At 60.4% G+C, this 17,625-nt stretch carries 21 protein-coding genes; 7 read left to right on the top strand and 14 right to left on the bottom strand.

Annotated features, from left to right (window positions below):
• Positions 1-37 precede the first annotated feature (37 nt).
• The 6 genes from P8X48_06530 (at position 38) to P8X48_06505 (ending at position 5,611) form a co-directional block, all read left to right on the top strand.
• Entirely contained in the window at positions 38-1,993 is a 1,956-nt protein-coding gene (locus P8X48_06530; protein MEJ2106973.1) for a penicillin-binding protein activator, read from the top strand.
• On the top strand, positions 1,950-2,315 hold the full coding sequence (locus tag P8X48_06525) for a YraN family protein (GenBank protein MEJ2106972.1): 366 nt from the start codon (positions 1,950-1,952) through the stop codon (positions 2,313-2,315). Before P8X48_06530 ends, P8X48_06525 begins: the two co-directional genes overlap by 44 nt.
• A gap of 11 nt (positions 2,316-2,326) precedes the next feature.
• Positions 2,327-2,947, top strand: coding sequence for a phosphoheptose isomerase (locus P8X48_06520; protein ID MEJ2106971.1), 621 nt, complete (start codon positions 2,327-2,329; stop codon positions 2,945-2,947).
• Positions 2,944-3,426 (top strand): D-glycero-beta-D-manno-heptose 1-phosphate adenylyltransferase, encoded by a 483-nt coding sequence (gene rfaE2, locus P8X48_06515; protein ID MEJ2106970.1) that lies wholly within the window; start codon positions 2,944-2,946, stop codon positions 3,424-3,426. The genes P8X48_06520 and rfaE2 overlap by 4 nt, the downstream gene beginning before the upstream one ends.
• Complete coding sequence (locus tag P8X48_06510; protein ID MEJ2106969.1) at positions 3,413-4,825, top strand: FAD-linked oxidase C-terminal domain-containing protein; 1,413 nt, start codon at positions 3,413-3,415, stop codon at positions 4,823-4,825. The genes rfaE2 and P8X48_06510 overlap by 14 nt, the downstream gene beginning before the upstream one ends.
• A gap of 102 nt (positions 4,826-4,927) precedes the next feature.
• Positions 4,928-5,611 carry a hypothetical protein gene (locus P8X48_06505; GenBank protein MEJ2106968.1) on the top strand — a complete coding sequence of 228 codons (684 nt, stop codon included), beginning with the start codon at positions 4,928-4,930 and terminating at the stop codon, positions 5,609-5,611.
• Between the two features lie 38 nt (positions 5,612-5,649).
• Here P8X48_06505 and P8X48_06500 read toward each other — a convergent pair whose 3' ends face one another.
• From P8X48_06500 to petA, 7 genes are all read right to left on the bottom strand, one after another.
• Positions 5,650-6,153: an O-acetyl-ADP-ribose deacetylase gene (locus P8X48_06500; protein ID MEJ2106967.1), complete on the bottom strand. Its 504-nt coding sequence runs from the start codon at positions 6,151-6,153 to the stop codon at positions 5,650-5,652.
• Positions 6,154-6,159: 6 nt separating this feature from the next.
• Positions 6,160-7,038, bottom strand: a complete 879-nt coding sequence (locus P8X48_06495; protein MEJ2106966.1) for a FecR domain-containing protein — start codon at positions 7,036-7,038, stop codon at positions 6,160-6,162.
• 116 nt (positions 7,039-7,154) lie between these two features.
• Positions 7,155-7,532: a ClpXP protease specificity-enhancing factor SspB gene (locus P8X48_06490; GenBank protein ID MEJ2106965.1), complete on the bottom strand. Its 378-nt coding sequence runs from the start codon at positions 7,530-7,532 to the stop codon at positions 7,155-7,157.
• Positions 7,533-7,563: 31 nt separating this feature from the next.
• The gene (locus P8X48_06485; protein MEJ2106964.1) at positions 7,564-8,190 is read right to left on the bottom strand and encodes a glutathione S-transferase N-terminal domain-containing protein; all 627 of its coding nucleotides are present in this window, start codon (positions 8,188-8,190) and stop codon (positions 7,564-7,566) included.
• A 76-nt stretch (positions 8,191-8,266) separates the two neighbouring features.
• A complete protein-coding gene (locus P8X48_06480; protein MEJ2106963.1) occupies positions 8,267-9,019 on the bottom strand; it encodes a cytochrome c1 in 753 nt (250 codons plus the stop codon).
• On the bottom strand, positions 9,016-10,407 hold the full coding sequence (locus P8X48_06475) for a cytochrome b N-terminal domain-containing protein (GenBank protein MEJ2106962.1): 1,392 nt from the start codon (positions 10,405-10,407) through the stop codon (positions 9,016-9,018). Before P8X48_06475 ends, P8X48_06480 begins: the two co-directional genes overlap by 4 nt.
• Complete coding sequence (gene petA, locus P8X48_06470; GenBank protein MEJ2106961.1) at positions 10,407-11,009, bottom strand: ubiquinol-cytochrome c reductase iron-sulfur subunit; 603 nt, start codon at positions 11,007-11,009, stop codon at positions 10,407-10,409. The genes P8X48_06475 and petA overlap by 1 nt, the downstream gene beginning before the upstream one ends.
• 285 nt (positions 11,010-11,294) lie before the next feature.
• Here petA and P8X48_06465 point away from each other — a divergent pair, with 285 nt between their 5' ends.
• Complete coding sequence (locus P8X48_06465; GenBank protein ID MEJ2106960.1) at positions 11,295-12,461, top strand: Do family serine endopeptidase; 1,167 nt, start codon at positions 11,295-11,297, stop codon at positions 12,459-12,461.
• On the opposite strand, the gene P8X48_06460 is transcribed toward P8X48_06465, so the two are convergent.
• The 7 genes from P8X48_06460 to hisF all read right to left on the bottom strand — a co-directional run bounded on the left by P8X48_06460 (position 12,458) and on the right by hisF (position 17,622).
• A complete protein-coding gene (locus tag P8X48_06460) occupies positions 12,458-14,326 on the bottom strand; it encodes a DUF255 domain-containing protein (protein MEJ2106959.1) in 1,869 nt (622 codons plus the stop codon). The genes P8X48_06465 and P8X48_06460 overlap by 4 nt on opposite strands.
• A gap of 15 nt (positions 14,327-14,341) precedes the next feature.
• Positions 14,342-15,286 (bottom strand): twin-arginine translocase subunit TatC, encoded by a 945-nt coding sequence (gene tatC, locus P8X48_06455; GenBank protein ID MEJ2106958.1) that lies wholly within the window; start codon positions 15,284-15,286, stop codon positions 14,342-14,344.
• 16 nt (positions 15,287-15,302) lie between these two features.
• Positions 15,303-15,752: a Sec-independent protein translocase protein TatB gene (gene tatB, locus P8X48_06450; protein MEJ2106957.1), complete on the bottom strand. Its 450-nt coding sequence runs from the start codon at positions 15,750-15,752 to the stop codon at positions 15,303-15,305.
• Positions 15,753-15,773: 21 nt separating this feature from the next.
• Complete coding sequence (gene tatA, locus P8X48_06445) at positions 15,774-16,001, bottom strand: twin-arginine translocase TatA/TatE family subunit (protein ID MEJ2106956.1); 228 nt, start codon at positions 15,999-16,001, stop codon at positions 15,774-15,776.
• Between the two features lie 77 nt (positions 16,002-16,078).
• A complete protein-coding gene (locus tag P8X48_06440; protein MEJ2106955.1) occupies positions 16,079-16,396 on the bottom strand; it encodes a phosphoribosyl-ATP diphosphatase in 318 nt (105 codons plus the stop codon).
• A gap of 36 nt (positions 16,397-16,432) precedes the next feature.
• The gene (gene hisI, locus P8X48_06435) at positions 16,433-16,831 is read right to left on the bottom strand and encodes a phosphoribosyl-AMP cyclohydrolase (protein ID MEJ2106954.1); all 399 of its coding nucleotides are present in this window, start codon (positions 16,829-16,831) and stop codon (positions 16,433-16,435) included.
• Positions 16,828-17,622, bottom strand: coding sequence for an imidazole glycerol phosphate synthase subunit HisF (gene hisF, locus P8X48_06430; GenBank protein ID MEJ2106953.1), 795 nt, complete (start codon positions 17,620-17,622; stop codon positions 16,828-16,830). The genes hisI and hisF overlap by 4 nt, the downstream gene beginning before the upstream one ends.
• Positions 17,623-17,625: the final 3 nt, after the last annotated feature.

Here is a 17,625-nt window from a genome sequence, read left to right as displayed (position 1 = left end):
ACTTTCCCACGCTTTATACCCGATTTGGACTACGAACGTGAGAATCACCCCGGCGACATCGATCCGGCAGGGCGCGGGACTCCTGCTCCTCAGCCTCGTGCTGTTGTTGATCAATGGGTGTCAGACCACGGCCCCGAAACCCGTAACGGAAGGCCCGGCCACGACCGATGCCGGCGCCCAGGCCGAGGCCGCCGGTGAATTTCTGCGGGCAGCGCGAATCTACGATCAACTTGCTGAGACCGCGACACCACCCAGGAAGCAGGACTACCAGCTCAAGGCACTGGCGCAAACGATCCAGGCGGCCCAGTTTGCAGAAGCGCGGCGACGCATCGATGAGATTGATGTAACCGGGCTCAGTCCGATTCTGCGCGCACGCAAGCTTGTACTTGAAGCGCGGCTCGCCCATGCCGAAGGGGATTCGGCACGCGCCATTCTTCTCGCCGCCGCCGCCTCGCGGATACACAACATTGGCCCGGATCAGGTCGCCGATATCTACTGGGTCCGGGCGCAAGCGAATCTCTCCCTGGGCCATCCGTTCCGCTCGGTTCGCGACCTCGTAAAGCGCGAGCAGTATCTGGCAGACAAGAAGAAGATTGAGAACAATCAGCTGCAGCTGTGGTCCATCCTGAGTTCCCTTCCGCAGGCCGAATTGCAGTCCCGTCGTGCCCGCGAATCGAACACCGTGCTGCGCGGCTGGATCGATCTTGCCACCGTTGGTATCGAGGGTGCACACAACCCGCGCAGCCTCCCGGGCGCAATCGATGCATGGAAGCAGCGTTATCCCGGACACCCGGTTTCGCCTGATCTGCTCGCCACCATTGGCAGTCGTCGTCCGACCATGATCGGTCGCATCGATCGCATCGCCCTGCTTCTACCGCTCACGTCCCGCTACGGGCGGGCCGCGCAGGCCGTACGCGATGGCTTTATGGCCATGGATGCCAACAACCCGAGCCCGGACAAACCGACGATTCGCGTGTACGACATCGGCGATGATCCAAAGAAGGCACCGGATTTCTACGAACAGGCAGTCGACGATGGCGCGCAACTGGTGATCGGCCCGCTCGGTGCCGATGCCGTCGATCGCCTGGCATCCAGCGGTGACCTGTCGGTACCGACGATACTCCTGAGCCACACCAGCGGGAACGTACGCGACGACAATGTTTTCCAGTTTGGTCTACCGCCGGAGCAGGAGGCGAGGCAGGCCGCGGAGCGAGCCTACCTCGACGGCCATCGCCAGGCGGCAATTCTGTATCCCGACAACGAATGGGGCCAACGTATGTTCAAGGCCTTCAGTGACCACTGGCGCACCCTCGGTGGAATCATCGTCACGAGTGAGGCCTACGAAAACAACAAAGCCGACTATTCGAAACCGATTCAGAACCTGTTGAACATCACGCAAAGCATGGAGCGCGATGCCCTGCTCCAACACAAACTGAAGCTGAAGCTGAAGTTCGAACCCCGGGCTCGCCAGGACATCGACATGATTTTTCTTGCCGCCGATCCCCAGCGCGGCCGGCTGATCAAACCGCAGCTGAACTACAACCAGGCCTCGAACATTCCTGTTTACTCGACCTCCAGCATCTACTACGGCCGACCGGATGCGGCCAAGGATGCCGATCTGAACGGTGTCGTCTTCGGCGACATGCCATGGATGCTGCTTCGCAATCCACGCATGGAGGCGCTGCGGCAGAAACTCCAGAAAGGCTGGCCCTACGCCTACTCCCCCTACGACCGCCTGTTTGCCCTGGGTGTGGACAGCTATGCGGTGGCGCCTCATCTGGGGCGCATCGCCAGCGATGACACAGTGCACTACAACGGGGTGACGAGCGGCCTGAGCATCGACCCGGCGGGACACATTCATCGGCAGTTGATCTGGGCCCGGTTCCGCCACGGAATCCCGCGTCTGCTGGACACCGTCGTACGGTATCGCGAACAACTGGACATCAGTGATGGCACGGACGCCAAAACACCTGCGGTCGGGACGAAAGGCTGAGAAACGCGCTGGCGCCTACCTGCGCCGCCACGGCCTGTCCCTCATCGACCAAAACTATCGCACCCCGCGCGGTGAAATCGATCTCGTCATGGAGGACGGGGACACACTGGTCTTTGTTGAGGTACGATACCGGCGTAGCGAGGCCTACGGTCTTGCGGGAGAAACAGTGGATCGCAGCAAGCAGCGGAAGCTCCGGCTGAGCGCCGAACAGTATCTGCAGGAATGCTACGGCTCCCGATCCCGCCCATGCCGTTTCGACGTCGTGGCGATAGCCGGCGACAGCCGGAGCGGCAAAATTGTTTGGTATCGAAACGCCTTCTGAACAGGTGCACAATGAAAGCAGTCAAGACACCCGGCGAACCTTCCTCCCTGGCCGCACGCGTTGTCGGTAATTTCCAGCAGCATTCACAGACCATCGCCGAACTGAAGGATTCGCTGATTCCGGTCATCGTCGACGGCGCCGATCGCATGATTACCGCCCTGCTCGCGGATCGCAAGATCCTCGCATGCGGCAATGGCGGATCCGCAGCGGACGCCCAGCATTTCTCATCCGAACTACTCAACCGCTTCGAAAAGGAACGGCCCGGGCTGCCGGCCATCGCGCTGACAACGGACAGCTCAACGATCACCTCGATCGCCAACGACTATAACTACGACGATATTTTTGCAAAACAGGTGCGCGCCCTGGGTCAACCCGGTGACGTGCTGCTGGCGATCTCCACCTCCGGAAATTCCGCCAACGTGATCCGCGCGGTCGCGGCGGCACAGGAACGGGACATGATTGTCGTTGCGCTCAACGGTCGCGACGGCGGCGAAATCACGACCCTTTTGACCGGCAACGATGTAGATATTTGCGTGCGCGGGCCGTCCACAGCGCGCATCCAGGAGATTCACATCCTGACGATCCATTGCCTGTGCGATCTGATCGATCATCAATTGCTGGGTCAGGCGTGAATCCGAGCGAGAAGAAGATCCTCCGCGATCCGTCCGAACTGGAAAAACGGCTCGCCGTTCTGCCCCGCCCTATCGTATTCACCAACGGCTGTTTTGACATCCTGCACCGGGGCCACGTGGACTACCTCGAACAGGCGGCGGCCCTGGGGTCCAGCCTTGTCGTCGGCGTCAACAGCGACGATTCGGTAAAACTCCTCGACAAGGGATCCGACCGGCCCTTCAACGGGCTGGATGATCGCATGGCGGTGCTGGCCGCCCTCGGCTGCGTATCGCTGGTAGTTCCCTTTGATGAAGACACGCCGCTCGATCTCATCCGCCGGGTGCGACCCGACCACCTGGTCAAGGGCGGCGACTGGGCACCGGAACAGATCGTCGGCGCGGATTTCGTGTCGCAGTCCGGCGGCCAGGTGCATTCCATTCCCTTCCGCTTCGAACGTTCCACTACCGACCTGGTACGCCGCATTCGTGAGCACGCATGAGCTGGATCCCGAATTCCTGACACGTCTGCGGGAGATCTTTGGCGCCGAACGCCTGCTCACGGACCCCGCCGAATGCTGGGTCTATGGTCAGGACAACTCACGCCACCTCTCACCACCTGCAGCCGTCGCGCTCGCCGTCACGGAACAGGAAGTTGTGGAACTCGTGCGCGAGTGTCGATCGCGATCCATTTCCCTGACCGTTCGTGGGCGCGGCACCGGCACCGCCGGTGGGGCGGTACCGTACGCCGGGGGCGTTGTGCTTTCCCTGGAGCGCATGGATCGCATCCTCTCCACCGACCCGGCCAACCGGGTGATGGTGGTCGAAGCCGGTGTGCTCAACCAGACAGCACAGGATGCCGCTGCCGAACACGGTTTCTTCTGGCCGCCAGATCCCACCAGTGCCGCTTTCTGCACCATTGGCGGCAACGCGGCAGTCAACGCCGCGGGCCCGCGCGCCCTGAAGTACGGCACCACGCGCGATAATGTCCTTGGCCTCAAGGCGGTCACCGGCGCCGGCGAGTCCATCCAGACCGGCGTGTACACCACCAAGGGGGTGGTTGGCTACGACCTGACCCGCCTGCTGATCGGCTCCGAAGGAACACTGGCGATTATCACCGAACTGACCCTGAAGCTCGCGCCGCTGCCCGAGGCCATACGTACCCTGCGTGTGGCATACCAGAACATCAGCCATGCCGCGGAGGCCGTATCGGCCGTCATGGGCCAGGCAACCATCCCGCGTTCCCTTGAGTTCATGGATGCACGCGCCATTTCCATGGCGCGCGAGTACGCCGGTGCCGACTTGCCCGAGGGCGCCGGGGCGATGTTGATGATTGAAGTCGACGGCCCGCTTGCCGGTCTGGACGCGGCAGTGGAAGCCGTTTCGCGCGCTGCCAGTAACGATGGCCTGGTGGACCTGCGCCAGGCACAGACAGCGGAGGAGGCGGCACAACTGTGGGCGGCGCGTAAGGCGTTGTCACCGGCCCTGCGCACGGTGGCACCCAACAAGTTGAACGAGGATGTGGTGGTCCCGGTATCACGGATACCAAATCTGATCGACGGCCTGGAAACGATCAGCCGCAGGTATGGTATTACCATCGTCAATTTCGGTCATGCCGGTAACGGCAACATTCACGTCAATCTCTTGTACGACTCGCAGGACCCGGAACAACAAGAGCACGCGCGACCGTGCCTGGACGCGGTGTTCGATCTGGTTCTTTCCCTTGGCGGGACCCTCTCCGGCGAACACGGAATCGGCCGGGAAAAACGCGACTACATCAATCGCGAGATTGACCCGGAAACGCTGGATCTCATGCGGCGCATCCGGCACGAGTTCGATCCCGCAGGGATCCTCAATCCGGGGAAGATCTTTCCGGAAGCGAATGGGGAAGACCGTAGCTAAGGGACCGACGGCCGGTACGGTTTTCGCCGTGCGTTCGCCGATACTATAGTTATCAGGCAATGCCAGTCCCTACGCGACCGGCCCATCCGAATGGAGGAAGAAATGAAAAAGCGTCTTATACCGGTTGCCGTCGCCTTCGTGGGCGCCAGCTCCGTCGCCCACGCAGCGCCCCCTGCATCGCAGGCCGCATTCAACAATTTGATGGACGAATTTGGCGTCCTCACCGAGTACCGCGCGGTCGCGGCGGCCGCACCCCTGGGCATCGTCGGTTTCGACATCAGCGTCGAGGGCACCAGTGGCAAATTCCAGGGCAACTCGGTGGTCCTGCCCAAACTGAAATTCCAGAAAGGCCTGGTCGCCGGCCTCGACATCGCTGGCTACTACACCAGCATCGGCATCCCCACTACCGGGGTTACGGGTACCGGCTACGGCGCGGCCCTGAGCTACGCCATCTGGAAGGGCGGCATCGCCTCCCCGGCGTGGAACGTACGTGGCTCCTATACGAGCTATGAGGTCCCGGGCTATCTCAAGGCCACCACCACCGGGCTCGACACCAGTATCTCCAAGGGCTTGGGACCGATCTCGCCCTATGCCGGCATCGGTTTCGTGCAGCTCAACGGTTCGGACCTGAGCGGCAGTGGTTTTTCGGATTACGGCAAAACCAGGTCCCGCTATTTCTACGGCCTGGCCTTCGACCTGACCGCATTCAACCTGACGGTGGAGGCGGACAATACCGGTGGCACCAACTCCTACTCCTTGAAAATGGGTTTCCGTATCGGCGACTAGTCATCGGGCCGGTTCGTGCCGCAATGGCATGAACCGGTTTAGTCCGATTCGGCAGCCAGCAGTCGCTCGTAGCGCTCCCGGTCTTCCACGCTGAAGCAGCAGAATACGATCTCCTCAAAGCGCGAGTCGTAGTCGCGACAAATCGTGATCGCGACCCGCGCGGCCTCTTCCTTGGGATAGCCGTACACCCCGGTGGAGATGCCGGGAAAGGCGATGGTTCGAATATCGCCCTGCTGCAGAGCCAGCTCCAGGGAGTTTCGGTAGCAATTGGCCAGCAGGGCCGCCTCCCCGGCATCGCCGCCGTGCCAGACCGGGCCCACGGTGTGCACCACGTAGCGCGCGGGCAACCGGAATCCGGCCGTGATGCGCGCCTCTCCCGTGGGACAACCCCCGATTTCCCGGCAGGCGGCCAACAGTTCCGGTCCCGCCGCGCGGTGGATCGCGCCGTCCACACCGCCGCCGCCCAAAAGACTTTCGTTGGCCGCATTTACGATGGCGTCAACTTGCAGCGTGGTGATGTCCGCCCGGATGGCCCGCAGCATGATCGCCTAGTCCACCAAATGCCGGTGCACCCGCCTGCGCTCGCGCCAGTTTTGACGTCGCTCGCGTACGTCTCGACGGTGACGCGCAAATGCCTTGCGGAATTCGGGATCGTCCTTCCATCGCGCCTGAAAACGACGGCGCAAGCGCCACTTCATGGCCGGATGATTGTGCAGATAGCGAAGCATATCCCTTCGCTGCATGCGCCGGATTGGACGCGGCTGGATGCCATGCCGCTTCAGAAGCTGCGCCCTGCGTACGAGCCGAAGCTTCATGCGCGCAGGCAAACGGCTCCAGAAGCCCGCCGGGGCTCCAGCCCGGCGGGCAAACATCCTTCCCCGTTGGCGAGAAAGATACTGACCCGCATCCACGGCTTCCTCTCCGGGTTTTTCATTTCCTTCTTCATCGATCCCGTGAACGCGAACATGTCCCTCTTCCAGCATCAGGCTGCCGTCCCCCGTATCGGCCTGAATGATGCCCTGGGTTCCCCGGATTCCGATGGTCATGACCGGGGTGTTGAAGCCGTAGCTCGAATGGCCATGCAATTTGCTGACTGCGAACCGCAGCCAACCGGTAAGAACATCGACCGTCGCCCTGACGACGTTACCGTCCTCGCGAAGCTGATAATCGGAAAGCAGTACCCGGCTGTTTCCGGCGATGCGCAGACTGGAACCATCCTCGAGGTCCAGTTGCGCGGAGCCTTGCTTCCCGGTCTCGATGATGTCCTGCTCGTTGACATCCACACCGGTCGCGGCCTGGTAATAAGTATCGCCACGAAGAATCGTTACGTCCCCGTCAACCTCGCTAAAGATGCCCACATCGTTCGCGAGCGCCACGTGTGGCAACACCAGCAGTGTTGCAAGCGGTACGATTCGTCGCAGTCTCACCGGTCGGTCTCCCTGTTGGTGTGTCACAGTAGTCTAGCAGCCAGAACCGCTGGCATGTGTGTGACTGCAATAACATATGGAGACCGCGCGGGTTGACCGCGACGGGCGAAGTGGGGTTATTTGACGATCTTCAGTGCCGGCCGATCACCTGCAGCGGGCCGGGTGCCCGTGGGATCGGCGGGTGGTTCCGGCAAGGCAAACGAAACGCCCTCGCCATTCTCCTGGGCATAGAGGGCGGTCACGGCGGCAACCGGGACGGAAACCGTTCGAGCCTGACCGGAAAAGCGGGCGCTGAATGTGACGAAATCGTCGTCGAGAACGAAATCGCGGACGGCGCGGGGATGAATGTTGAGAACCACGGTGCCCTGGTCGACCGCGGACTCCGGGACCTCGATGCCCGGGTAGTCAGCCACCGCGACCAGGTAGGGGGTGAATTGATTGTCCAGGGCCCAGCCGTAGACGGCATCCAGCAGGGAAGCCTTCAGGGTCTTCATACCGACTCTCCCGCGGCTTCCCGTCCAGGACTCACTTGACCATCTCACGCTCCAGCTCGGTCAGGCTCAGTTGGAACGATTTGCGGGCAAACAGGCGCTCCCCGTAGTCGAGGATGGGCTTGGCCTGGCGCGGGAGAATGATATTGAAGTGCTGCAGGCGCCACAGAACGGGGGCCAGGGAACAGTCCACCAGGGATAGTTCGTCCCCGAGGAAGAATTCCTGGTGCTTGAATACCGGAGAGATAACCGTCAGCCCGTCACGAATGATGTTGCGCGCCTTGGTCGCCGCCTTCTTGTCGCTTCCCTCGATCACGGGGAAAAGGCTGTACCAGTCGCGGTCAAACCGAAACAGCATCAGGCGCGCCTTGGCCCGATTGACCGGGTCCACAGGCATCAGTGGCGGGTGCGGAAGACGCTCGTCGAGATATTCGTTGATGATCAGCGACTCGTAGAGTACGAGATCACGATCCACCATAACCGGCACCTGATTGTACGGATTCAACTCCGCCAACTCACGCGGCTTGTTGTTCGGATCGATGAATTCGATGTGGCACTCGACATCCTTTTCGAACAGCACAATCCGGGTTCGATGACTGAATGGATCCGTAGTACCCGAATAGAGGGTCATTACCGGTTTGCGATTTGCGGGCGATGCCATCGGACCTTTCTCCTAGTGCTTCATGAAACAGGCGCATGGGCCAGGGATTGGCCCATGCGCCTACATACCATACAGACTAGTGGATGTCTTTCCAGTAATCCTTCTTGAGCATCCAGGAAAACAGCAACAGGACGGCAAGGAACAGCAGCACGAATACGCCCAGGCGATAGCGTACCAGCTTCGCCGGCTCCCCCAGGTAGACCATGAAATTGGTCAGGTCGCGCATGGCGGCATCGTATTGCTTCTCCGACATGCTGCCCGGCTTCTCGGTTTCAATCCGCAAGAACTCCCGCTCACCGTCTTTCTTGGTTTCGAACACAGCGCGCTGTACGCCCTGCAGGCCATATAACACATTGGGCATGGCGACGTGGGGAAACACCAAGTTGTTCCATCCGCTCGGGGTAGTGTCGCTGTAGAAGCTGCGCATGTAGGTGTAAATCCAGTCCGGACCCCGGGACCGGGCGACATCGCTCAGGTCCGGCGGAACCGTGTTGAACGTGGCCTTGGCCACTTCCGGGGTCATATTGGCCTTCATGAGCTCACCAACCTTGAACTTGCCTTCCTTGTCGGTGATGAAGCCCATGTATTTTTCGACCATCTTGTCGCCGATCCCCAGATCCTTGGCCATGCGGTTGTAGCGCATGTAGCTGGCGCTGTGGCACGACAGGCAGTAGTTGACGAAAAGACGCGCGCCGCGCTGCAGCGATTCACGATCGCCCAGGTCCACCTGAACGTGATCGCAGTCGATTTCACCGCAGGATTTCTCCGCCGCTGCGAAGCTAACCGCCGGCAAAAGTGCCAACATGACTGTTATCAGTACTTTCTTCATTTGGTCACCCTCTCCGGTACCGGCTTGGTTTTGTCCCATCGGGTATAGAACGGCATCAGGAAGAAAAACGAGAAATAGATGATCGTAAACACCTGTGCCCAGGTCTTGTTCTGGAACCAGATCAGGTCCACCCCTGCCGGGGTCTTCATGCCGAGATATCCGAGAATGATGAAGGCAATCACGAACACCGTCAGCGCCAGCTTGTAGATCCACCCGCGGTAGCGGACAGATTTGACCGGCGACTGGTCCAGCCACGGTAGGAAGAACAGCACCACCAGGGAGCTACCCATCAGGATCACGCCCCACACCTTGGCCTCCAGCACGTACAGACCGAGGATGAGAACCGCAACGATCGCGCCAATCACACCAACCCGAAGTATCTTGCCCCTCGAATAATAGGCAGATATGGCACCAACCACGCCAAAGAACGCGCCGAGAATCGGCTTCAGATCCGAAGTGGTCGCACGCAAAATCGAGTAGAACGGCGTGAAATACCACAGCGGTTTGATCTCCGGCGGGGTCTGCAGGATGTTTGCCGGAACGAAGTTGTCATGCTCCAGAAAGATACCGCCCAGTTCCGGTCCCAGGAATACCACGGCGGAATAGATCATCAGGAACACCACCACACCGAACAGGTCCTTGCCGACCGTGTAGTACGGGTGGAACGGAATCCCGTCCAGCGGAATACCATCCTCGCCCTTGTTCTTCTTGATCTCGATCCCGTCGGGGTTGTTGGAGCCGACGGCATGCAGGGCCACCAGGTGCAGGAATACCAGCACGATCAGAACCAGGGGAACCGCGATCACGTGGAAGGCGAAGAAGCGGTTCAGGGTCGCGTCGGAAACCACGAAGTCACCGCGAATCCACTCCGACAGACCATGGCCGACATACGGGATGGCATCGAACAGGGAAATGATCACCTGCGCGCCCCAGTAGGACATATTGCCCCAGGGCAGCAGATAGCCCATGAAGGCCTCGGCCATCAGGGCGATGAAGATCACCACACCGATGATCCACAGCAGTTCACGCGGGCCGCGATAGGAACCGTACATCAGGCCGCGGAACATGTGCAGATAGACCGTAATAAAGAAGAACGATGCACCGGTGGAATGCATGTAGCGGATCAGCCAGCCGTAGTCGACGTCGCGCCCGTAGTCGACGTCGCGCATGATGTACTCGACCGATGCGAAGGCCAAATGCGTATCCGGCTTGTAGTGCATGGTCAGAAAGATGCCGGTGACAATCTGAATCACCAGCACCACGACTGCCAGGGAGCCGAAGTAGTACCAGACGTTGAAGTTCTTCGGGGCGTAGTACTTCGAAAGATGATATTCCCACGTCTCGATGAGAGGGAAACGATCGTCAATCCAGGAAATCAGCTTTTGCATCACGCCGCTCCTTTCTTTTCATCGACACCGATGATGATGCGGGTGTCGCTCAGATACTTGTACGGCGGAACCACCAGGTTCGTCGGCGCCGGGACGTTCTTGAATACTCGGCCCGAGAGGTCGAACTTGGACCCGTGACAGGGGCAGAAGAAACCGCCCGGCCAGTTCGGACCCATACCGGAAGCGGCACCGATCTGGAGCTTTGGTTTCGGCGAACAACCGAGGTGAGTGCAGATCCCCACCAATACCAGGTATTCGGGTTTGATGGACCGGGTTTCGGGACCCACGTAGGGGGGCTGCTGGGTCTTTACTTTCGAAAACGGATCCACCAGCAGGGATTCATCCTTCTTGATTTCGTCCAGCATCTTCTTGGTGCGGCGCAGGACCCATACCGGTTTGCCACGCCACTGGACGGTAATCATCTGTCCCGGCTCGATCTTGCCGATCGGAACCTCCACCGGTGCGCCCGCGGCGCGTGCCCGGGCACTGGGTTCCATACTCATTACGAAAGGCACGGCTGCACCGACTACACCCACAGCGCCCAGGCCGGTGGTGATCGTCAGCAGCCGGCGCCGGTTACGGTCAACGCCATCGTTACTCATTTATCCCCCAAATCAGGATGCGGGCCGATCGGAATGGACACCCGGAGATTCAAAAATATTCGCTCGATCAGGAAGTTAAGAACATTATTAAGTACTTCTGCGCCCTCGGGCGGCGCATAGGATTATACAACGCCTCTTTTCAGTCAAGGGAAACGCGGATTTTGGCGAAAATCGGATCATAACGCTGCCTTTACGTGGCAAAAATGCGCACAGCGTGCACCTGCAAAATGTGGCGCTAGTGTACAATGCGGACCCCTACATCATCTCAGCAGGGAACCCCGATTCATGGCCCTATCCCGCCGCGTGAAATTCGTCCTGCAGGCCATCGTTGCCGGCCTGGCCTTGGCCTTCGTGATCACCGTCGTTGCACCCGGCCTGTTGTCCCGCAGCCGCCCGACAACGGTAGAGATCGAGCAGAGCACCCCCACGTCGTCGCGAACCATGGGCCCGGTGTCCTATGCGGATGCGGTGGCACACGCGGCGCCCGCCGTGGTCAACGTCAATACCGCCAAGGTAGTGACGGTCAAACCCCACCCCTTTTTCGACGATCCAGTCTTTCGCCAGTTCTTTGGCAACCCGGACGACCTGATCCGGCCACAGAAGCGGGTGGAACGTAGTCTGGGTTCCGGGGTAATCGTCAGCAAGAACGGTTACATCCTCACCAACAATCACGTCATCCAGAATGCCGATGCCATCCAGGTATCGCTGCGCGATGGCCGTTCTTCCAGCGCCAAGGTGATCGGCAGCGATCCGGATTCCGATCTCGCGGTCCTCAAGGTGGGCCTGACGAACCTGCCCACCATAACCCTCGGCGATTCCAGCAAGTTGCGCGTGGGAGATGTCACCCTGGCCATCGGCAATCCCTTCGGCGTCGGCCAGACCGTCACCATGGGCATAGTCAGCGCGACCGGGCGCAACAAACTGGGCATCAATGCCGTCGAGAACTTCATCCAGACCGATGCCGCCATCAATCCCGGAAACTCGGGTGGCGCCCTGGTGGACGCCTACGGAAATCTCATTGGCATCAATACAGCAATATTTTCCCGATCCGGCGGCTCCCAGGGGATTGGTTTCGCAATCCCGTCCAACCTGGCCAAGGGCGTGTTGTCGGATATTCTGGAATACGGTCACGCGCGCCGCGGTTGGCTGGGCATCGAGGCCCATGTCGTCACCCCGAGTCTTGCCAAGGCCATGAATCTGGACAAACCCCAGGGCGTGGTGGTCATCGGAGTCCTGCGCAATGGCCCGGCGCACAAGGCCGGTGTTGAGCCGGGTGACGTCATCATCGAAATTGACGGCAAGCCGATCCACGACGGGCGGGACGCGCAGACAGCAATCTCTCGTCACAGACCCGGCGAGGCGGTCCGGCTCACCATTTTGCGCGACAACAAGAAGCAGACCATTACTGCGACGGCGGCGGATCGCCCGCCGCATCCACCGACGGACAGCTAGGATCCGGCACGATCACCCGACCGCAAGGCCTCCTGCATCACGCGCACACGGGTCGCATACCAGAACGGATTCTGCTGCACGAGATCAGTGCCACTGTTCAGCGCTGCCAGTACCCGCCGACGAAGGGCCGCATCCCCGCGTATGCGCGCAAGATCCAGACAGGCGGCCATCAGGGTCGCCGAAGGCGACGGCATGGGTCCATCTTCGATTGCATCCCGACCGGTTTCCGGTGCGATCAGACTGCTTTCCCCGAGGCGCCAACCATGGGGGCCGTAGAAATCCGTCCATGCCCGATTGGCGATCCGTATCGCGAACCGGGCATCCTCCTGCTTTCCGGTAAGCAGTGCCCAATCGGCAAGACCGCGGACCACATAGGCATAGTCTTCCAGGCTGGCTTGACCGATCCCGTGCCCACGGGACACGGCCCGATACAGCTTCTGGCCGTTCCACAGCCGGGTAACAAGGAAATTGCGTAATCGGCCGGCGACCACTCGATAGTGAGGGTCACCGTCATGGCGCGCCGAATCCGCAAAGGCAGATAGTGCCAGCCCGTTCCAACCGGCAAGTTGCTTCGGATCCGGGGGAACGTTGCGACGCTGGCGGGCCGCCAGGAGCTTTGCGTCAGCCTCGTCGACCAGTCGCCTGAGTTGGCCCGTTTTCAGCCCGAGTTCCCTGGCCTTGGCGCCAACGGACGGAACGATGCCCAAGGGAAGATAACCCTCGTCGAAGGGCGGTGCGTCCGTCATGCCCCGCGCACTCCGATACACGTGTAGTTCCTCCGGCGACAGGATCTTCCTCAGGTCCCCCAGGGACCAAAGGTAATACCCGCCTTCGACATTGTGGTCGTCCAGGGCCGAAAGCGCCGCAATCATGCCTCCGCTCTGTCGCTCCAGGGCGTTCTCCATAAATGCGAAGGTGGATCGCGCGAGCCGGGAATATCGGGGACTGTGAAACTGTCGTGCTGCACGTGAGTACAGTCGCGCCAACAGGGCGTTATCGTACAACATCTTCTCAAAGTGCGGCCGTTGCCAGGTCGGATCGATGGTGTAGCGAAAGAAGCCGCCGCCGATATGGTCGTACAGGCCCTGTTGTCCCATCTGGTCCAGGGTGAGCTTGAGGAATTCCTCCAACTTTGGATCCGGATGGCTGGCCAGGAAGGCCATCAGGAAATCCAGTTGCGGTACCGAAGGAAACTTGGATTGCTTGCCGAAACCGCCGCTCAGCGGATCCTCGATCTCCCGTGCCTGTCCGACTACCGCGGCTACCCAATGGCGAACCTGGCCCGCGTCCAGTTCCGGCTTGCCCGGACCCGTGCCACCCGGCTGGGCCTGGCGCGCCAGCTTGGCCATGGCCTTCGGGTCCTGGCCCCAAAGTCCCTGAAGACGCTGCAGTACGGCAAGGAAATTCTTCGGTGGCAGGTAAAGAACGGCATACAAGGGGTAGCCATCGGGAGTCAGAAATACGTTCAGCGGCCAGCCGCTGGAACCCTGGGTCCGCTCGGCAAAGGCTACCATACGGGCGTCCAGGGCCGGTTCCAGCTCGCGATCGACCTTCACCGGGATGAAATGGGTGTTCAGGAAACGGGCGATCTCCGGATTGCGGTAGCTCTCCCGTTGCATGACATGACACCAGTGACAGGAAAAGTAGCCAATGGAGACATACAGGAGCTTGTTTTGTGCCCGCGCCGCGGCGACAGCCTTGCGGTCCCAGATTTGCCATGCCACAGGATCCCCGGCATGCATAGCCAGATAGGGAGAAGGATTGTGCGCAAGCCGGTTTTCGAGCTTGGCTGCCGGCTTTGGGCTTGCGACCGCTGCGGGTATCAGGAGCGCAACCAGGAGGGAAATGAGGAAAGACCGTTTCATAACCCCTTCAGACGGTCATTCAGGTTTTTTTGTTCCGCTTCTTCGCCCGGCCGGCCTTTTCGTACTCTTTTTTCCGGAGACCTTCTTCTTGCGCGGGGACTTCTTCGCGGTCTTCTTCTTGGACCGGGCCTGTCTCCTCCGCTCCACTTCCCGCGCGCGTTCGATCTCTTTCTCCATATCCGCTTCCATCGCAGCATCATCCAACTCCGCGTCTTCCTCGTCCTTGGGGTAGACCCTGCGCGCAAAGATCAGGCCGATCTCGAACAGGATGATCATGGGAATGGCAAGGAACGTCTGTGACAAAGCGTCCGGCGGAGTCAGCAGCATGGCTGCCACGAAGATCCACAAGATCACGTACGGTCGCTTTTTCGCCAGGGTATCGGGATTCACGACACCGGCCCGGGCGAGGAGCACCAGGGCAACCGGCAACTCAAAGGCCGCGCCAAAGGCAAGAAACAGCGTGAAGACAAAGTCCTGGTAGGCCTTGATGTCCGGAGTGAACTGCACGCCCATGGGCGTGAACCCGCTGAGAAAACGGAACACCAGCGGGAAGACAACGAAATAGGCGAAAGCCATGCCGGCGTAGAACAAGACCGTGCTGGACACCAGCAAGGGCAGCACCATACCCCGTTCGCGCCGGTACAGTCCCGGTGCGATAAAGGCCCACACCTGGTACAGGGTAAAGGGGATCGTGATCAGAACCGAGACAAAGAAGGCCAGCTTGACCGGCGTGAGGAAGGCCTGCAGCGGGTTGGTGACGATGAGTTCGCCCTTGGCCGAAAGCACCGACAGGAGGGGCGCCGCCAGGAACTGATAGAGATGATTGGAGAAGATCGCCGCCGGTATAAACACCACGGTGATCACAATGGCGATATACAGCAGCCGGTTGCGCAGCTCCAGCAAATGGGAGATCAGCGTCCCTTCCTGCAGATCGTCGTCGGTGGATTCGGTCCCGCTCATGGAGTTGCCGGGTTATCTATTTCTTTTTTGTGATGGAACGCTTCGCTTTCTTTTTCGCGGGGCGCGTAGTCTTCTTTGTTGCACTCTTCTTCCGGGTCGATTTCTTCGCAGCCTTCTTGCGGGTTTTCGCGCGCGGTTTTTGCGCCGGGGTTTCGGCCGAAGGCAGTATGGAATGGTCGCCGGTGATGGCCTCATCCAGGGCCTGCAACTGACTGAATGTCTCCGATGACTGCTGCCGGACCATGCGCCGGGTCTCATCCAGTTCGTGCTTCAGCTTGCGCAGCTCTTCGAGGTCCCCGCCCTGGAGTTCCCGATCGAGATCGTCTCGCACATTGCTGATGAACGCCCGCAGTCGACCGACCCACAGACCGGCGGTCCGGGCTGCTTCAGGCAATCGCTTGGGACCCAGCACGATCAGGGCCAATAGCCCGATTAGGGTCAGTTCAGAAAAGCCGACGTCAAACATGGGTGGCCCGAAGCCTTCGCGTCAGACCTTGTCCTTCTCCTCGGTCTTCGCCTCGCCTTCGATGACGCGTCCCGATTTTTCCTCGACCTGCTTGGCCTCGCCTTCGCCGGCCTCACCCTCTTTCATCGACTGTTTGAAATTGCGGATCGCGCCGCCCACGTCGCCGCCGATGTTACGTAGCTTCTTTGTGCCAAAGATCAGCAGCACAATTCCAAGAACGATCAGTAGCTGTACCCAACCTGGTCCCATGGTAGTTCTCCGATGCAATAGTCTGTGTCAGTAGTTTGGACCTCAGGGGTCCCCGCGTGTTCGGCACGGATCCGTATCTATCCCTTTCGTGCCGCCTTTTCGTCCAGCCCGGAAACGCCGAAACGGCGTTCCAGCTCCGCCAGTACACGCTCCGGTTCAATGCCGCGCTCGATCAGCATGACCAGGGTGTGAAACCACAAATCCGCCGTCTCGTGCACGATCTGGTCGGCGTCTCCGCCCTTGGCCGCAATAACGGTCTCGGTTGCTTCCTCGCCGATCTTCTTCAAGATGGTGTCCAGACCGCGGGCATACAAGCCCGCCACGTACGAGGAGGACGGATCCGCCTGTTTGCGTTCGGCCAGTACGGCAGCCAGTTTGTTCAGAATATCAGACATTCATTCGTTCCACATGGATCCGCCGGGGGACCGGCCTCAGCTGCGCCCGTAGATCTCTTCCTCGGATTTCAGGACCGGTTCCACTTCGACCCACTGGTCCCCCTGGAGTTGGCGAAAGAAACAACTGTGCCGACCGGTGTGACAGGCAATGCCGCCTTTCTGTTCCACCGTCAATAGAACCACGTCGCCATCGCAGTCCAGTCGGATATCGCTCACCGCCTGCTCGTGGCCGGACTCCTCGCCCTTGCGCCACAGTTTCTGGCGCGAGCGCGACCAGTAGACCGCCCGCCGGGTATCAGCCGTTTCCGCGAGGGCGTCACGATTCATCCACGCAACCATGAGCACCCGCCCACTGCCCTGTTCCTGCGCGATCGCCGGTACCAGCCCGTGGGCATCCCACTTGACCGTGTCCAGCCAGCTTCCAGCTGAACTCATGCCGCTGCCTCCTTCGCGCTGGTATCGCGAATCTCTATGCCATGCTGTGCGAGAAACTGCTTGGCTTCGTTTACGGTGTATTCGCCAAAATGAAAAATACTGGCGGCCAACACCGCGTCGGCATGTCCGTCCCGGACTCCATCAAGCAGATGCTGCAGCTCGCCCACTCCGCCGGATGCGATCACGGGTATCTCCACCGCATCACATACGGCCCGGGTGAGCCGAAGATCAAAACCATCCCGGGTCCCGTCGCGGTCCATACTCGTGAGCAGGAGTTCGCCGGCACCGTACTCGGCCATACGGCGCGCCCATTCGACGGCATCCAGTCCCGTTGCCTTGCGACCGCCGTGGGTAAAGATCTCCCAGCGTGGATTCTCGCCGTCCGCCACCTGCTTGGCATCGATGGCAACCACGATGCATTGGGAGCCGAAATGTTCCGCCGCCTCGCGCACGAACTCGGGACGCGCCACGGCCGCCGTATTGATGGCCACCTTGTCGGCGCCGGCATTCAGCATGCGCCGCACATCTTCCAGTTCGCGGATACCGCCCCCCACCGTGAGGGGAATGAAAACCTCGCTTGCCACCTGCTCCACCACGTGCACCATGGTCTCGCGGTCGTCAGAGCTGGCGGTGATATCGAGAAAGGTGATTTCGTCCGCGCCCTGCTCGTCATAGCGGCGCGCGACCTCCACCGGGTCGCCGGCATCGCGAATCTCCACGAACCGTATGCCCTTGACGACGCGACCATTGTCGACGTCCAGGCACGGAATGATGCGTTTGGCTAGGCCCATGAT

The sequence above is a fragment of the Acidiferrobacteraceae bacterium genome (genome assembly GCA_037388825.1).
In the GTDB taxonomy this organism is placed as follows: Bacteria; Pseudomonadota; Gammaproteobacteria; order Acidiferrobacterales; family JAJDNE01; genus JARRJV01.
Note: the sequence above shows the minus strand (reverse complement) of the source record. Positions and strands in the feature narration are given on the sequence as shown.

Bases quoted from the DNA above. Each gene is read 5' to 3' on its own strand.
- P8X48_06525 (MEJ2106972.1), top strand. From the start codon at position 1,950: ATGGCACGGACGCCAAAACACCTGCGGTCGGGACGAAAGGCTGAGAAA.
- P8X48_06520 (MEJ2106971.1), top strand. From the start codon at position 2,327: ATGAAAGCAGTCAAGACACCCGGCGAACCTTCCTCCCTGGCCGCACGC.
- P8X48_06505 (MEJ2106968.1), top strand. From the start codon at position 4,928: ATGAAAAAGCGTCTTATACCGGTTGCCGTCGCCTTCGTGGGCGCCAGC.
- P8X48_06500 (MEJ2106967.1), bottom strand. From the start codon at position 6,153: ATGCTGCGGGCCATCCGGGCGGACATCACCACGCTGCAAGTTGACGCC.
- P8X48_06490 (MEJ2106965.1), bottom strand. From the start codon at position 7,532: ATGAAGACCCTGAAGGCTTCCCTGCTGGATGCCGTCTACGGCTGGGCC.
- P8X48_06485 (MEJ2106964.1), bottom strand. From the start codon at position 8,190: ATGGCATCGCCCGCAAATCGCAAACCGGTAATGACCCTCTATTCGGGT.
- P8X48_06480 (MEJ2106963.1), bottom strand. From the start codon at position 9,019: ATGAAGAAAGTACTGATAACAGTCATGTTGGCACTTTTGCCGGCGGTT.
- P8X48_06475 (MEJ2106962.1), bottom strand. From the start codon at position 10,407: ATGCAAAAGCTGATTTCCTGGATTGACGATCGTTTCCCTCTCATCGAG.
- petA (MEJ2106961.1), bottom strand. From the start codon at position 11,009: ATGAGTAACGATGGCGTTGACCGTAACCGGCGCCGGCTGCTGACGATC.
- P8X48_06465 (MEJ2106960.1), top strand. From the start codon at position 11,295: ATGGCCCTATCCCGCCGCGTGAAATTCGTCCTGCAGGCCATCGTTGCC.
- P8X48_06460 (MEJ2106959.1), bottom strand. From the start codon at position 14,326: ATGAAACGGTCTTTCCTCATTTCCCTCCTGGTTGCGCTCCTGATACCC.
- tatC (MEJ2106958.1), bottom strand. From the start codon at position 15,286: ATGAGCGGGACCGAATCCACCGACGACGATCTGCAGGAAGGGACGCTG.
- tatB (MEJ2106957.1), bottom strand. From the start codon at position 15,752: ATGTTTGACGTCGGCTTTTCTGAACTGACCCTAATCGGGCTATTGGCC.
- tatA (MEJ2106956.1), bottom strand. From the start codon at position 16,001: ATGGGACCAGGTTGGGTACAGCTACTGATCGTTCTTGGAATTGTGCTG.
- P8X48_06440 (MEJ2106955.1), bottom strand. From the start codon at position 16,396: ATGTCTGATATTCTGAACAAACTGGCTGCCGTACTGGCCGAACGCAAA.
- hisI (MEJ2106954.1), bottom strand. From the start codon at position 16,831: ATGAGTTCAGCTGGAAGCTGGCTGGACACGGTCAAGTGGGATGCCCAC.
- hisF (MEJ2106953.1), bottom strand. From the start codon at position 17,622: ATGGGCCTAGCCAAACGCATCATTCCGTGCCTGGACGTCGACAATGGT.